This is a genomic window from Paenibacillus sp. HW567, from assembly GCF_000374185.1.
Classification (GTDB): Bacteria; Bacillota; Bacilli; order Paenibacillales; family Paenibacillaceae; genus Paenibacillus_AQ.
In genome coordinates this window covers 663,854-680,968 of sequence record NZ_KB910518.1, presented here as the reverse complement: position 1 = coordinate 680,968, position 17,115 = coordinate 663,854, and the positions used below count along the sequence as shown (strand labels likewise).

Sequence of the window (17,115 nt, the reverse complement as noted above, 5' to 3'; positions counted from 1 at the left end):
TCGCCCCCAGAAAAATATTCAGCATTCCCGGCTGCTACTCTCTAATCTCACAAAACCAAAGCGCAGCCAGCTAATCTTGCAGGAATAATTATACATCAACTATGTAAAAGGTAATAGTTCTTAGGACATATTTTCACTATATGAATGGAAGAATAGAAAAAACAACTCCGAGCACCACGGTACGCCATCTTAACATAAGCGCAAAAAAGAAACCCAAGTCCGCTAAATGACTTGAGCTTCTCTACCATCTGACACGACCATTAGGCATCCGTTTCCGTTTCCCTTTCCGCTTCAATTCCCTGCTTACCCACCAGCCTCCGCCGCTTCGCTCCCACCTTCACCCACAGCCGATCCTGATCATCCCGATAGAACCAGATATGTACCCACCGCAAAGGTGTCCACACTTCCTTAAAATAATAGTTTGGCAAGGGACTTCTCTCCTACATCACAAAATAGATTTGTCCCTAATTATAGACCGGGATGCCTATTTTGTATGTCGGTTTGTGTAAGTGGGAGGAAAATAATTGAATAGATTAGTAGGAATGAACGGTACTGTTCCACGATGGCTTGGTTTCAGCGAAACCAGCGCTTGATTTGATCCAAGGCATCTTTGGCCTCGGGACCATTATAACCGAAAAAGTTGCCAATCATTTTAGTATATTCGTTGAAGGTTGTTTCCCGGCTGTAACGGTCACTCCACCAAGACTTAGCGTTGTAGCCCGAATCTGAGCCGATATACGTCAGTTCAATGCCCGATTTCTTATAGACATGATCAAAAAGCAACTTCACCCGCCGCATATGAAATTCAGAAGAAACCACAATAGCAGAAGTAAAGCCGTGCTGCTTCATGATCGGAAGCGTCAGCTCCGCATTCTGATAGGTGCTTAGCGCTGCATTTTCGGTCAGGATGGCATCCGTAGGGATGCCAAGAGCAAGGGCAGTTTGGAGCATGTCGCCGGAGGCGCTGGTTGATTCTTTGGAATTGGAAAGAAGCAGATAGGGAGCATAACCAGCTTGGTATAACTCTGCCCCTTGTTCCACTCTACCTGCTCCCCCGCTGAGTACGATGATAACGTGGGCTTGCTGGGGTGGTTGCATTAAGGGAAGGAAGCGGCCTGCAGTAAAGAACAAGAGAAGAATTAGCAGAATGGGCAAGTACAGAAAGAGGATTCTTTTCCTGTGCTTTCCCGCCTTCTTACTAGTATTTTTACTATTCATAAGCTACTTCCGATACTCACTGCTAAGAATTTGTTCCCACCATTCCACATTCTCTGTATACCACTGTATAGTCTGCGCAATCCCTGTCTCAAATGTATAGGTTGGTTTCCAGCCCAATTTCTCCAGTTTGGTAGGATCAATTGCGTAACGTTTGTCATGACCTAGACGGTCAGTAACAAATTCAATCAAATTCTCAGATTTCCCCAACGTCTGTATGATGGTCTTAACTACTTCGAGATTCGTGCATTCATTATGACCACCTACGTTATACACTTCACCACTTACACCTGTGTGCAGCACGAGGTCAATAGCAGCACAGTGATCCCAGACATGCAGCCAATCCCGAATATTTTTGCCATCTCCATAGACAGGGACCTTCTGTTCATTCAGGACTTTCGATATTGTCAGGGGAATCAGCTTCTCCGGGAAATGGTAGGGACCGTAATTATTGGAGCACCGGGTAATGTTTATCGGCAAGCCGAACGTTTCATGATAAGCCCTAACCAGCAGATCTGAAGCTGCTTTACTGACACTATACGGGCTATTAGGTTGCAAGGGAGTCTCCTCCGTGAAGAAGACAGTCGGATCAAAATCCAGTTCCCCATACACCTCATCGGTCGAGACATGAACAAATTTGGAGATTCCTATCTTTCTGGAAGCATCCAGCAGCACTTGCGTCCCCATCACATTCGTTCGAACGAATACAGCAGGATCTGTAATGGAACGGTCTACATGACTTTCTGCTGCAAAATGCACTACAAAATCAAATTGTTCTTGTTCAAATAGAGACATCACCGCCTCGCGGTCAGCAATATCTGCTAGTACAAACCGATAGTTAGCTTTCCCCTCAATCTGTGCGTGCTTTGTCAAATCACCGGCATAGGTTAACAAATCCAGATTAACGACATCGTAATCCGAATACTTATCAACCATGTATTGTACAAAGTTACCACCGATAAAACCGGCACCGCCAGTAATCAGCAATTTTTTCCTGATCATTCAATACACCTCAGATTCATCTACTTGAATAACAGCCCTAGCGGTCATAAGTAAAATTATGATTAGCATCCCTTAGCAAAGGGGCTCTCTCATCCTTGCCTGATAATATCGGAGCAACATGTAAAGGCCACTCAACACCAATGGTTGGATCATTCCACAGGATGCCACCATCACATTCAGCTGCGTACATCTCATCACATTTATATTGAACCTCAACATTCTCAGTAAGTGTCATAAATCCATGTGCGAACCCCTTCGGAATCAATAGTTGTTTCTTATTTTCTTCACTTAACTCTATGCCGAACCACTTTCTGTATGTAGGACTGCCCTGCCTAATATCCACAGCAACATCGAATATCACTCCACGTGTGCAACGAACAATCTTGGTTTGAGCTTTAGGATTCAACTGATAATGGAGCCCTCTCAATGTTCCTTTGACAGCAGAATACGACTGGTTATCCTGAACGAAAGTTATATCGACTCCTTGTTCCCTGAACTTTGCATCACTGAATGTTTCCATGAACCATCCGCGATGGTCGCCGAATACCGCCGGCTCCACAATAAACACACCAGGCAGCGTCGTTTCCGTTAACTTCATTTCTTCCACACCTTCACTGCTTAATATTGTATCTTTCCGGTAGCTACCTTTATCAAATATTGACCGTAACCAGTTTTACTTAGCTTTTGCCCACAGCTCAATAAATGTTCTTTGGTAATCCAGCCATTAATATAAGCAATCTCCTCAAGAGCAGCAATCTTAATCCCTTGATGATCTTCAATTGTTCTAACAAAATTAGTTGCATCCACAAGACTCTGATGAGTTCCAGTATCCAGCCAGGTAAAACCTCGGCCAAGTAGTTCAACGTCCAATTCACCAAGCTGAAGATAAGCCTCATTTATTGATGTGATTTCAAGTTCCCCTCTCGAAGAAGGCTTCACGCTCTTGGCAATCTCTACGACACGATTATCATAGAAATACAGGCCAGTAACAGCATAATTTGATTTAGGATGAGTCGGCTTTTCTTCCACACTAAGCACTTTGCCCTCTTCACTAAATTCAACCACACCAAAACGCTCAGGATCTTGTACATGATAACCAAATACCGTTGCACCATGTCCTTTTTCCGAAGATCGCTTGAGAATTTTTCGAATTCCATTTCCATAGTAAATGTTATCGCCTAGAATCATAGCTACAGAGTCATCACCGATGAACGATTCACCCAAAATAAAAGCCTGAGCTAAACCGTCAGGACTAGGTTGAACAATGTATTGTAAGGATATGCCAAACTGAGATCCATCCCCAAAGAGACTTTCGAATCTTGGCGTATCCTCAGGCGTAGAAATGATCAAGATGTCATTAATACCAGCCAGCATCAAAGTGGATAAAGGATAGTAGATCATGGGTTTGTCGTAAACTGGTAAAAGTTGTTTACTGGTTACCATGGTTAATGGGTAGAGGCGTGTGCCACTGCCTCCGGCTAAAATTATTCCTTTCAATTTTCATATCAACTCCTTGTTATATTGCCTTAATCTTAAAGTGTGTATGCAAACTTGATCTAGCCAAACCATAATCAGCCCCCCCGTCAAACAAGTGGCTTGCTCTGCAGCTATAAGCCTAGACTACGCCACCCGCATAGTTCCACACGCTTCATCTACTCAATGGGCTGATGCACACGAATAGAAACAAAGATCAAAAAAGTCTCATATACAAGACAACTTGTCAAAATGATGGAACCAAAGATAGAAGTTTTAATCTTTGTTAAAGAAACACTCTTTAAATGTGTTCTTTATAGATTTTCTTAACCCGATTATGCTGTATTTTATGCTCATGGTAACAGAAGAAGAGTCTTAATTCTGCTTATATAAATACCCTTATCCCCCAAAAAATAGTCATAACGTATTGATCCGCATATTCTGCTTCTGGTTATGCTTAATCGTAGCTACTTCCATGAGTCGTAAGTAAATCTGGGGAACTAATTGCTATAAGTTACTCTCAAATCTCCATGCGTCACGACACATATCCCGAATATCTCTTTTGACATTCCAATAAAGTTCTTCCTTTGCCTTGCTCACCTCTGCATAACATTCAGCAATATCACCTGGCCTGCGTTCCATTATTTCAAATGGCACTTTTATTCCCACTTCCTCTTCAAAAATGCTTATCAGTTCTAGAACCGAGGTACCCTTTCCGGTTCCTAGGTTGTATGTATGTATTCCTTCTCCTAAAAGATTCATTGCAGCGACATGCCCTTCTGCTAAATCCATTACATGAATATAATCTCTAACACCAGTACCATCCACAGTAGGATAATCACCCCCGAAAACACTTAATTTTCCAATCTTACCTTTGGCTACTTGAGTTATATAAGGCATTAGATTACCTGGCGTTCCTCTAGGCTCTTCCCCAATTAAACCGCTCACATGGGCGCCTACCGGATTGAAATAGCGAAGTATTGCCACAGAAAACCAAGAATTCGCGTTGGCTACATCTCTTAGGATCCGCTCACTTATTATCTTAGATTCACCATACGGATTTGCGGTCGGCTGAAGCTTCATAGACTCTACGAACGGTACATCATTTTCCCCATACACTGTAGCCGACGAACTTAACACAAATCTACGAACTTCATGCTTCAGACACGCTTCAGCAAGAACGAGTGTGCTGTTAATATTATTGTGATAGTACTTCAGTGGTTCTCTCACAGACTCACCAACTGCTTTATAAGCAGCAAAATGAATAACACCTTCAATTCGATGATCAGTAAAAATCTGTTCTACCGAAGCCGCATTAGTTACATCTATTTCATAGAAAATAATTTCTTTATTTGTAATCTGCATAACTCGATCTAAGGTCTCAGCTCTGCTATTACACAAATTATCAGCAACAATTACAGTAAACCCAGCCTCTAGCAGGGCGAGGCAGGTATGTGATCCAATATAGCCTGTGCCACCAGTTACCAATATAACCATAAAAAATCCCCCCTTGAGTGTTATGAAATATTCAATTTTGAACTGTACCTGGATCTGTCTTCATTATTAAAAATGCAGAAGCAATAATTTGCTTGTTTTTAGCATCTATTCTTCGAGTGGGGCTTTAGGCTATGTAAATTTTGGCTTATAATACTATGTCTATCATATAAAAGTGAGATAAGCGAAGTAAGTTGTCTACCCTTAGCTAGCTCTATCGGTTTATTTAGTTATACGTTTCATTCAAAATACGTATTACAAAAATAACCAGAACTTACGAAAACAGATCTCTATTCTACATCAGCACTGAAAAGGCTCGCCTTTTGCAACACCAACTGCTGGAAAAAGAAAAAGTATATTAAATCAAAGGTCAATCGGATTGCCAACACTGAAAATGAGCTTACCATCGTAAAAAAGATGTGCACATCCTCAGCAAATCAAAGAACTAGATATCAGTTCAGGGAGATCATCGCACCGAGTTTAGAATGGAAAAGTTATATGCAGTATTCAGCCTGTAATCCCTTCTCTGCAAAGATTTTGCGAACCAGTTATACCGTGTTGGCATGAATGTGTAGTTGCCCAGAAATAGCGGTATCCGAAAGTTTGCCGCCCACACGATTCTCGTCTGTCCACAACAGAATTTTTGCTATCCTGAGCAAACGTGCGGGCGCCATTCCTTTGGAGCATACACCTTGTCCTACCATAAGTTAACTATTATTAATATGATGCTGTACTAACTTTTGCCCAGGCTTCTAAATTTCATATATTTTTTTTGAATTTTGTTCCCATTCTAATCCTTTTTTGAATTCTTTCTTTTAAATAAATAAACTCCTTAGTTCTACAAAACACTAGTAGCATTAAATTTGGTGTAAATATACATATTATTATTTTAAAGAAAAAATCAATAAATAAATTTCCCAATGTAATTTTCGTTCCTATCATGTATGTGGCACCTACCACAATTACACTAGAGAAATTATAAACAAAATGTTTTAAATAAAATTGTTTAGAACTTTTCCTAAAAACATATTTATATATATTCCATGGCATAATATAAGTTGGCAACAAAGTACTTATTGAAGTAGCCAAGAATATTCCAAGCATGCCCATTTTAAGTATACCTGCCAAAAATACTGCCAAAAATAAATTTATTAATGCTTCAACAACTATCCAATATTTAAAAAAAGGGTATGGACTGTAAAGACCAGCAGCACTTTTAACTAATTCTACTGCACTTCTCATAGTGTCTAAGTAGAAATTTGAGACTAATATAACTATTACTAATCCTGACAGCAACATACTACTACCAATCCATATATTTATAAATGGATTAATTAATAGTAATAGAGCAGAACTACAAAAAGTAGTAAGCCAAAAATTAATGAAAAATATGGTCTTAAATATCCTGTCTGCTTCATCAATCCCCGTACTAGATGCCAATAAATTCCCAAAACTTGCAGTAGTACCCACAAATATTTGTGACAAGAATCCCTTGACCGCATTAAAAATCAAAGTATAATTTGAGTATATCCCTACAATACTAACGTTTGTAAAGATTGATAACAATAAATTGTCTGTTCCGTATATAAAATATACCGAAATGTTAGCTAACAATAATGCTTTTATATTTTGTATAATATTACCTTTAATATCAGGATCTAACATTTTATGAGTAGCGCTTTTTAAATATGGGTAATTTTTATTTGTAATATAGTATATGATTAAATTTAATCCTACTCCAAAAATCAACTTTATAGATATAAAAAGGATAAAGTTTTGTGTTAAAAATACTATTGAAACCTGTGAAACTGTTAGAACGATTGAATATATTATCGTTAATTTATTTAAAGTAAAACTCTTTTGATCAGCTAATAACAAAGTTCTTCTGTACGCAAGGAAGTAAGACATCATTGCATCAATTAATAAGATTAAAAATATGATTCTAACATATGACGTTGTATAACTGCTCTCAACAATTTTATCCATGAATGGGATTATTAACAAGCCTATTACCAATACCGCAAGTGCAACAACCTTATAGAAATTCGCATAAAGATTAATAATAGCTTTAATCTGATCTTGATTATCTTCACTCAATGGTTTATATAGACTATAAGAAATTGCAATCCCAATACCCATTTCCATAAGTCCCAGCATTGATATTAGATTTGTCAAAACACCATGCACACCTAAAATTTCAACACCCAAAAAATCCAAAAAGACTTTCCTTGAGAATATATTCAACCCAATTGCAACAAGTTGCAATAAAATTCCAGTCAGAATATTTTTTATAGAATTATTTACTCTCATTTTTATCCCCTTGTATCTTGTTTGATTAACGGCAAACTTTCAGGAGATGTTATAATACCTAAATATTGTTCATAACAGTTTGGCAAATGCCCGACATCAAGAGCTTGAAAACCTACCTTACATAAATCAAAAGCTAAAACAGTTGCAGTCGGACCTGCAGCAATCAAAAATAAACTATCTTTATCTTCTATAATACATTTATTGAGAATTGTTTCGTAATCCTTAAATGCGTTAGTTGGTGACACAAAAATAGATTTTTTTCTACTTACATTATCAAATAATGGACTGTCAATCTTAAACCTACCATCCATACCATAAACAAATACAACATCTCTATCTTTCCATATCTCTCTAATAGAATTAATGTCATTTTCATAGAAAACTGCATCTCTAGAAACAAACGAATTTCCATAATTTGTTTCCAAAAGAAGAGGCTTAATTCTATCGTACTTTTTCAACCAATACCATTCCCAAAATGAAAGTTCTCCAAAATAATTTTTCATATTATTAAATTCAGAGTTAAAAGGAGGTATGCAAACTACAACATTGGCTTCTCCTTTATACGCTAAAATCTCTTTTAATCTGTCTGTCAATTCATCACTAGGCCTTTGGTAGGGATCTAATTCATTTTCTTGATTACAAATATCAAACTCAGCATCACCAAATCTGCATATGGATGCTTTAGCAGATATTATTAATTCAATAGTTTTTTTAGTTGATAAAACTTCTGGAAAACTTTCTTTAATATCCTTAAGGTAGAGCATTTCTTTTTTTGAGACTCTTTGTATTTTCTTTTTAACAATAGATTTAATTTTTTTCATAAAACTATTATTCACAATTTTCACCTATCCTTAACTTAGTCAGATAGTTTTTAAGCTCATTATTATGAACTAATATTCCTTGCTCCAAAAACAACTCATGATATTCAAAAGCGACTGATTTCTCATATTCCTCATTTAAATCAAGAACTCCACTTTTCCAACCTTCATAATAATATCTCCAATGCTCTCCAATGTTCTTATTTAGCTTTTTATTTCGCTCATAAGCTTTTCCACCATTAATCATTTTATTTTTAAAATGATTTAAACTTCTAATACTAAAATGAAATATTTCAATATCATCGCTTATTTCTTCACGTTGAAATCTCATCTTAACATAGTGATTACCAGTGAATATTTGAATGTATCCTTTTGCGCGATGAATAACCTTAGGTATTTGTTTTGTGAAAATATTGAATTTAGATAAATTATAGCTATCAATATCCTCAATATACTTTTTCACCATTAAATTACTGGAATAAAACTTCCCTTCTTGAGCAGGTAGCATATTAAAAATATTACACTTGATAACATTCGAATTAGAAGTCGCTATTGTTTTTTTCAAATCCTCACTTTTGCTATACCAAAATTCATCTGCATCCGCATTGATAATCCAGTCGGCTTTATATCTGTCTATAGCAAGTTCAATCATTCTATCTACCCAAACTTGTTGAGAAATATCCTCGCCCTTTTCTTCAATTATTTCTTCTATCCAACCTTTTTCTCTATATTTCAATAAAATATCTTTGGTCTTATCAGTTGAATTATTATCAGTCACTATAAAACTATCCACGCCCATGGACTTATGAAAAAGAATATTTTCTTCTATAATATCCTCTTCATTTTTAACTAAAATAGTCATTACTAATTTCATTTCATCTAATTTAGGATGTTTTATAAATACACTACTAAAGTTTTTTTTAAAAGCACTCATTTTTCTTTTTACGATCAGCATTTACACAACCTCCATTCCGAAAAAATAATTATCCGCCAATTTACATCAAATTTAAAATTTCGCCAAGTATAATAGTTTTAATTTCTGCATTACATATCGTGTTTTCGAATATACACCTGTCAAAAATAAAGTTAAGCTAAATTTATATTTATAATCAAAATCTTTTTCGCCTATTTTATATTTTCTATATAACTCTTGATGGTTCTCAATTATTTGATGAATCATTCTTAATCTTTTATCTTTGTTCTCAAAAGATGTCTGTGAATTGCGAGAGATTTCTTTAATTCGATAATAGAAGAGGACTTCATTTATTCGAAAAAAATTTTTTTCAATTTCAATCATAGACAGCCAAAAATCCCAATCTTCATAGCCATAAATCATATTGCAGTTGTATCCTGTAGTTTGATCAAAATCCGATCTTCTATACATCGCGCTACAAAAAACCAAATTCTCCTTAAGCATTTTCTTTACGGCAAAATCATTTAAAACAAAAAGTCCCTTTTTAAATCCAAAACACATACCAATACAGTAAACGATGTCAATTCCCGTGTTTTCATCCAATACTTTCACGCATTTTTCAATATAAGTTTCTGCAATCATATCATCGCCATCTAAAGGAAGAATATAATGCCCGTTACTATTTTCAATCCCCTTGTTTCTAGCACTAGAAACACCAGAATTATTTTGGTTTATTAGTTTTATATCTTTTCTATCTCTTTCTATTTTCCTCAAAAAATCCAAAGTTGCTATTTCCGTAGATCCATCGTTAATTATTATTATTTCGTATTCTTTATAGGTCTGTCTATCAATACTATCAATGCACTCCTGAAGATACTCACCTTGATTATAGCAAGGAATAATAATACTAACTAATCGTTCCAAATAATATCACTCCGATATAAACTTGATTTCTCTTCACCTTATTAAACTAGTATTTTCAAGTCCTTTATTCTTTACATGTTCATTTACATGGGCAACTTGTAAAATCATTAATGGAAAAAATAGTATTAATAATCTATCAAAACTATATAAGTACGGATTAGTTGCATTGGATATCATAAATGTAGTAAATCCCACCAAAACAGAAAAAAGTAATTTTCCAAATTCATTTTTCGACTTAATAAGGTTAATAGCTTTAGTATAGATCCATATAATTTGTAAAAGAAAAAGTATAGCTCCTATAAGACCTCTTTGCATAAGTAAAGCAAAATAGGATAACTCATAAATCCCACCCATATCATTCCTTGTGGGGTTAATTGAGATAGCTGCATCGCCCCAACCAAGTAATGGCTTATAAGTCCATGTTTTAATTAAATCTTTAAACTGGTTCAATCTAATACTTCCACCTGAATCTACAATACCATTCTTATTAATAATAATTTCCGAGGAAAATGAGCCAGCAATTTTGTCAAACAACAAATTAAAATCTACCCTAAACAAGACAACTAAGACAAACATAAAAAGGACCAGATAAAATATAAATAAAAATACTTGTCTTTTCCTTAATTCCACTTTCGTTTTAAAAGATAGAAACATTATTATAAACGGAGTGATAAGGATAGCAATAATAAAGGCTGTTCTAGCAGAAAATACGGCAGATAAAATTCCTAAAACAATTAAAACTAAATATTTTTTTTTTATGTGTTCGCCGTTATTAATCAAATATGCAGCAATAATCATAGGTATAAAAAAAAGAAAATACGATATACTTTCACTTGAATATTTTATAAAACCAAGTTCCATACCACCTATATTTTGATTTATATTAAAAAATATGTATTCAGGTATAAAACCAATATATCCATTTATGACAAAAACAAAAACAATATTATAAACCAAGGTTATAACAAATGAAATAATACTAACACGAACTATATAATCAAAATAAAATATATTACTAATTACTACAATAAAGACAAAATAAATAATGGGATATAAAAAATTAACTCCAAATAAATTCAAGGGCTGAGGATTGTTATAAAATACAGAAATAAGAGTAAAAAATGCACTTGCTGTAATATATAAATAAAACCACTTTAATACTCCAGGATGAATTTTGATTTCTCTTTTATTTTTAACTAAATAAATCATGGACATCATTAGTAGAATTGCAACTGACGAAATTTTAATACTCATTAGTTGGGCCGGTGCAAAGATCATCAAAAATACTAAGATAGCAATTAAAAACTTAGGCATGAAATCTATTTTACTAGTCAATTTTACTGTTCTCCTTTAGATTTTTACTCAAGAGAAATATATAAAACATCATTGTTTCTAATATCGAATTTTTCTTCATTTTGAATCTATAAGCTCTGTATAATCGAAATAAAGAATTACTTTGTATTATTCTTTCGTACTCTATTAAAGTTAAGTTATTCCTTTCTTTATATTTTTCACAAAAAGCCAAATTCTGTTTGATCTGTTTTTCATAAGATAAAAATTGTCTATTTATTCTTTTTACTTTCGATTTAAAGTTCCTATTTGCTAACCCCCCAGTAACATTTGTACTGTGTTGTCTATACAAAATCGTTTCTTGATCCACATAATGGATAACACCAAGGAATGCAGCATGTAAAGCTAACCAATAATCATGATTTTGAGCTTTTTTAACTATTGGATAAGCCTCCTTGATTAAAGCTTGATTAGTAATTATCGTACATCCCCATATATAATTAAAACTTAGCAGTGTATTCAAGTTTTTAGATTTAGGGTTAGAATTTGCTATATTTAAAGGAGAAAGATTCTCGTTAACATATTTTAATCTTGTATATAACAATATTGGTGTAGTACTTTTTTCATAAGCTTCGATCTCTTTAATTTTTTTAATTGATAAATCAATTTTATAATTAAACCATACATCATCTTGATCTGCGAACATTATATATTTTGAATTTAATACTTCCTTAATTAACTCATTAAAATTTAAAACAGGACCTAAATTTTCATTTCCCAATATATATTTAATTCTAGAATCTTTTTCACTGTATTCTTTTAATATATGAGGAGTACTATCCTTTGAACAATCATCACGAATTATAAGGTACCATTGTTTATAGCTTTGATTAAGAATACTTTCTAATTGATCTTTTAAATATTTCTCTCCATTGTATGTTGCCATTAGAATAGTTACCGTATCTTCCATACCGATCTCTTCCTTTACTTTTCGTCAATCTTATGTTTTAGGGTTATTTTTCCCGTTACTTGTGACCAAATATATACACTCATACTTGTGAGAAAAATTTACTCAGTAAATATTCTATAGAAAAAAATAAAAATTGATCAATAATTTCATTTACTATTTCCAGTCTTATCATTAATACTTGAGGGCTTAGTCACTTTATAGCACCTTTAAGAGAATTGTAAATACGAGCGATTTCCGTTTCATTTAAATTATATATTATAACATTTAACCAAATTTAATTTTAATATCCAATTATATATCAATGCAACATTGTTTCGAATATTTTGTTCCATTGATCTACTACCCTTATATCTATTTTTCTTTGATAACTACATTCCTGACAATCAACTAATTGATTAAGTATTGCCTCTGCCCAATCTTGTGGACTATTATGTTGTGCAAACTTCACACCTGCATAACCTTCTAATGCTTCTTTGGCATATTCTAAATCTGATGCTACTATAGGTTTCTTAAACGAAGCAGCTTCAATCAAAGGAAGACCAAATGTTTCTAAATAACTTGGGAAAACAACTAAATTGCACTCTTTATAATAATTAAACACTTCTTCGTACGACAAATTCCCTACAAAACTCACCTGGTCTTTCACATCAAGTTCTCTTGCCAATTCAAATAGTTTATTAGAATATTGGCTTTCTGAAGCCAATGTGAGAACAAGAAAAATCTTTTTTTTATATTCTTGCTTAATTATAGAGAGCGCTCTAATTAATATGTCATGATTTTTATATTGCAGTCCAGAGGCTGGAAAAAAAAGATAACTTTCAACATTTTTGTTTTCCACTTTCTCCTCTGGAATTTCTATGTGTGGCTTAATAACATAAATTTTATTTAAATCAACATTGTGCATTTTGGAAACTCTTTTTTTCAACCAATTACTTTGTACAACAATATGAGTTTTCCTATTTATTGAAAATTGAATCAAATGCTTGTAAATATTTTTATAAAACCAGTATATTCTTTCTTCTTTCTTTGAAAATTTCCATTTATATTCATAATAATAAGGGAAAGGTTGGTGCAAATAAATAACTTGTTCTATTCCCCCAAAATTATAAACTCCTGTATTTTGTAGAGAAATTATTATAGAAGGAACTACATTATTTTGAAGACTCCATTTCTTCAAGCCCACAAAATCCCAATATATTCTATTTTTCCACTTTTTGTTATTATTCAAAATAATTATTTTTATATTATCTCTTTCATAAGCAGATAAATCATAAGAACAAAAAATATAAAAGTAAAAATTTTCATTTTCTTGTGCTACTTGTTGAATGAATTGCTTTAAAATTGTTAACGCTCCACCACTAGTAGCAGCAGGATTATTCACAAAAATTATTTTTTTCATATATGCAAACCAAACCTTTCAGGATAAAAGGAAGTATTATTAATTTTTATTCCAGACTATTAAATTTATAATCCCCACAAAACTTTGTATTATTTTAATAATTTTCACTGAAACATTATTATCTCGATAATCATTAGCTACAAGTTCCACTTCTTGATTATTCTTCATCAAAATCGCAAGTTCGATAGATTGTTCAATACCTATCCTATCTATTCCACCAATTATTACAGATCCCTTATCTAGAACTTCTGGTCGTTCAGTAGAAGTTCTCAATAGTATACCTGCGAATCCTAGTATTGCACTCTCTTCAGACAAAGTACCACTATCAGAAAGAACACAATAACTATTCTTTTGGAGCTTATTATAATCTAGAAAACCAAATGGTTTTAGGTTCTGTACAAGTGGATGAAATTTAAAATTCCGTTGTTCAATGTATTTCATACTTCTTGGGTGCGTTGAATAGATTACAGGCATTTGATAACGTTCAGCAATTTTATTAATTGCAGTCATAAGAGACATGAAATTCTGTTCATTATCAATATTTTCTTCACGATGGGCAGAAACAATTATATATTTCTCAGGCTCCAAGTTTAAACGTTCAAGTACATCGCTTGAATCTATTTTATCCATGTGTGCTTGAAGAACCTCTTGCATTGGTGAGCCTGTAACAAAAATATGTTCTTTACGGAATCCTTCTGATAGAAGATATCTTCTGGAATGTTCTGTATACGGAAGATTAATATCCGAGATGTGGTCAACAATCTTACGGTTGATTTCTTCAGGAACATTTTGATCAAAACATCTGTTACCTGCTTCCATATGGAAAATAGGTACTTTCAGTCTTTTAGCAGAAATTGCACTAAGTGCACTATTGGTATCACCCAATATTAACAAAGCATCAGGTTTTTCCTTTTCTAACACTTCAAACGATTTTGCTATTATATTCCCCATAGTTTCACCAAGATTAGTCCCTACTGCCTCAAGGAAGTAATCCGGTTGCCGAAGTTCAAGTTCATTGAAGAATACTTCGTTTAGTGTGTAATCCCAATTCTGCCCTGTATGTACTAGGATATGATTAAAATATCTATCGCAAGCTTTTATGCACTCAGATAAACGAATGATCTCTGGTCTGGTGCCTAGTATTGTCATTACTTTAAGCTTTTTCATGATTAAACCTCCAAATAATATGTATCTGGTTTATTAGGGTTAAACAATTCATTTGCCCAGAAAAGAGTGATTACATCTGTACTTCCTGTATTTGTGATGGAATGGGTATAGCCAGGTGGAATATCTATCACTCTTAAAGCCGATCCATTTACCGGATACTCTATGATTTGGTCGCCTTCAATCTGACGGAACTTCACAACAGCTTCTCCTTCAATAACAAGGAACTTCTCCACCTTAGTATGATGCCAGTGGTTACCTCTGGTGATTCCTGGTTTTGTGCGGGATATAAATACTTGGCCTGAATATTCAGTTTTAATAAATTCCGCTAACCATCCTCTATTATCGTGCTTCATTTCCAGATCATATCCAAAATCGTCTTCTGGTAAATAAGAGAGATAGGTACTGTAAAGAAAACGTTCAAAATCACTTTTCAAATCCGAAATAACAAGTGTATTTCGGCTCGCTTTAAATGATACTAGACTTGATTCCAGGTCCTTGAGTTTAACGTTGAAAGAGCGTGAGATATCATGGTAATCAATTGCATTCAGTGTTTCTGGAGTATCCATAGCACCTATGAAGGATTCAACAACATCATCAATATATACCAGCTTAACTTCCGCTTCCGGGTTATTCACTTGAATAGGGATTTCTCTGCTAATGTTGTAACACCAAGTTGCGACTACAGAATTATAGTTAGGTCTACTCCATTTTCCGAAAACGTTCGGTAGCCTATAAATAAATGTTCGAGCTCCCTGTTCACGCCCATAATCAACAATAGCTTTTTCGGCTGCACGCTTACTGTTCCCATAAGGATTATCCTGTTCAGCTTGAATTGATGAAGACAGCAGTATTGGAGTCTTCTTTCCATTAGAATTCAATATATTAATTAAATACTGAGTGTAACCTAAGTTACCCGTCATGAATTCCTCAGTATTCTCAGGCCGATTAATTCCAGCAAGATGATAAATGAAATCAGCCTTAAGAACACATTCCTCCAATTGCTGGAGTGAATGCTTGGAGTCGATCTTCAAAACCTCAATATCTTCTCTTCTATTTAAAGATGCAACCAAATTACGACCAATGAATCCGTATGCACCTGTTACCAAAACAGTTTTCATAATTATAAGCTCCTGCCATTAAGTTCATTATTAATCAAATCCAGACTTAACAAAAGTTCTTTAATACCTTGAATATCTAATCTTTCTGTATTATGAGAATTGTATTCCCAACCCTCAGAAATTTCTTTATCGCCTTCCTCAAAGAATTTGTCATAATTTAAGTCTCTTGTATCAGCAGATATCCGGTAATAGCTTCCCAAATCAGTTGCTTTAGCCATTTCTTCCCGTGTCAGCAACGTCTCGTATAACTTTTCACCATGTCTGGTTCCAATAACCCTTGTGTAGCTATTCGATTGAAATAGTTCTTTAAGAGCAGTAGCTAAATCTCCTATTGTTGAAGCAGGGGCTTTCTGAACGAAAATATCCCCTTGTAGTGCTTTATTAAAAGCAAATAACACGAGTTCAACAGCATCTTCCAAAGACATTAGGTAACGAGTCATATCAGGATCTGTAATTGTAATATCTTCGTTCTTTTTAATTTGATCTATAAATAATGGAATAACGGAACCTCTTGAACACATTACATTTCCATAACGAGTTCCACAGATCAATGTGTCTTCAGGAGATACAGTTCTTGATTTGGCAACCATAACCTTTTCCATCATTGCTTTTGAAATGCCCATAGCATTGATAGGATATACTGCTTTATCTGTAGATAGACAGACTACCTTTTTCACTCCAAAAGCAATAGCAGCATTAAGCACATTCTCAGTACCTATAACATTTGTCTTCACAGCTTCCATAGGAAAAAATTCGCATGAAGGAACTTGTTTCAGAGCTGCCGCATGGAACACATAATCCACATTATGCATCGCTGCTGCCACACTGTTATAGTCACGAACATCACCAATGAAGAATTTAACTTTTTCGTTTCGCAACTCTTTGCGCATATCATCTTGCTTCTTCTCATCCCGAGAAAATATTCTAATTTCACTAATTTCCGTATTCAAAAATCTTTTCAAAACTGCGTTCCCGAAAGAACCAGTTCCTCCAGTTATTAATAACGTTTTTCCAGTAAACAT

General features: G+C 34.2%; 16 protein-coding genes. All 16 read right to left on the bottom strand.

From position 1 onward, the window contains the following. Positions 1–260 precede the first annotated feature (260 nt). Positions 261–428, bottom strand: a complete 168-nt coding sequence (locus tag B212_RS34280) for a hypothetical protein (RefSeq protein ID WP_019908938.1) — start codon at positions 426–428, stop codon at positions 261–263. A gap of 145 nt (positions 429–573) precedes the next feature. Beyond that, positions 574–1,218, bottom strand: coding sequence for a YdcF family protein (locus B212_RS0103295; RefSeq protein ID WP_028530584.1), 645 nt, complete (start codon positions 1,216–1,218; stop codon positions 574–576). Between the two features lie 3 nt (positions 1,219–1,221). Continuing rightward, on the bottom strand, positions 1,222–2,217 hold the full coding sequence (gene rfbB / locus B212_RS0103290) for a dTDP-glucose 4,6-dehydratase (protein WP_019908935.1): 996 nt from the start codon (positions 2,215–2,217) through the stop codon (positions 1,222–1,224). 37 nt (positions 2,218–2,254) lie between these two features. Further along, positions 2,255–2,815 (bottom strand): dTDP-4-dehydrorhamnose 3,5-epimerase, encoded by a 561-nt coding sequence (rfbC, locus tag B212_RS0103285; RefSeq protein WP_019908934.1) that lies wholly within the window; start codon positions 2,813–2,815, stop codon positions 2,255–2,257. A 20-nt stretch (positions 2,816–2,835) separates the two neighbouring features. Then, entirely contained in the window at positions 2,836–3,714 is an 879-nt protein-coding gene (gene rfbA, locus B212_RS0103280) for a glucose-1-phosphate thymidylyltransferase RfbA (RefSeq protein WP_019908933.1), read from the bottom strand. Between the two features lie 483 nt (positions 3,715–4,197). Continuing rightward, a complete protein-coding gene (gene galE / locus B212_RS0103275) occupies positions 4,198–5,187 on the bottom strand; it encodes a UDP-glucose 4-epimerase GalE (protein WP_019908932.1) in 990 nt (329 codons plus the stop codon). A gap of 756 nt (positions 5,188–5,943) precedes the next feature. After that, positions 5,944–7,494, bottom strand: a complete 1,551-nt coding sequence (locus B212_RS0103270; protein ID WP_019908931.1) for a lipopolysaccharide biosynthesis protein — start codon at positions 7,492–7,494, stop codon at positions 5,944–5,946. A gap of 2 nt (positions 7,495–7,496) precedes the next feature. Next, complete coding sequence (locus B212_RS0103265) at positions 7,497–8,330, bottom strand: GT-D fold domain-containing glycosyltransferase (protein ID WP_019908930.1); 834 nt, start codon at positions 8,328–8,330, stop codon at positions 7,497–7,499. Then, positions 8,323–9,267 carry a glycosyltransferase family 2 protein gene (locus tag B212_RS30665; protein ID WP_019908929.1) on the bottom strand — a complete coding sequence of 315 codons (945 nt, stop codon included), beginning with the start codon at positions 9,265–9,267 and terminating at the stop codon, positions 8,323–8,325. Before B212_RS30665 ends, B212_RS0103265 begins: the two co-directional genes overlap by 8 nt. Before the next feature lie 51 nt (positions 9,268–9,318). Further along, entirely contained in the window at positions 9,319–10,149 is an 831-nt protein-coding gene (locus tag B212_RS30660) for a glycosyltransferase family 2 protein (protein ID WP_019908928.1), read from the bottom strand. Positions 10,150–10,182: 33 nt separating this feature from the next. Beyond that, a complete protein-coding gene (locus tag B212_RS0103250; RefSeq protein WP_019908926.1) occupies positions 10,183–11,484 on the bottom strand; it encodes an O-antigen ligase family protein in 1,302 nt (433 codons plus the stop codon). After that, positions 11,477–12,409, bottom strand: a complete 933-nt coding sequence (locus B212_RS30655; protein ID WP_019908925.1) for a glycosyltransferase family 2 protein — start codon at positions 12,407–12,409, stop codon at positions 11,477–11,479. The genes B212_RS0103250 and B212_RS30655 overlap by 8 nt, the downstream gene beginning before the upstream one ends. 298 nt (positions 12,410–12,707) lie before the next feature. Continuing rightward, positions 12,708–13,808: a glycosyltransferase gene (locus B212_RS30650; RefSeq protein WP_019908924.1), complete on the bottom strand. Its 1,101-nt coding sequence runs from the start codon at positions 13,806–13,808 to the stop codon at positions 12,708–12,710. Between the two features lie 39 nt (positions 13,809–13,847). Then, complete coding sequence (wecB, locus tag B212_RS0103235) at positions 13,848–14,975, bottom strand: non-hydrolyzing UDP-N-acetylglucosamine 2-epimerase (RefSeq protein ID WP_019908923.1); 1,128 nt, start codon at positions 14,973–14,975, stop codon at positions 13,848–13,850. A 2-nt stretch (positions 14,976–14,977) separates the two neighbouring features. Beyond that, complete coding sequence (locus tag B212_RS0103230) at positions 14,978–16,093, bottom strand: polysaccharide biosynthesis C-terminal domain-containing protein (RefSeq protein ID WP_019908922.1); 1,116 nt, start codon at positions 16,091–16,093, stop codon at positions 14,978–14,980. A gap of 2 nt (positions 16,094–16,095) precedes the next feature. Beyond that, entirely contained in the window at positions 16,096–17,115 is a 1,020-nt protein-coding gene (locus B212_RS0103225; protein ID WP_019908921.1) for a nucleoside-diphosphate sugar epimerase/dehydratase, read from the bottom strand.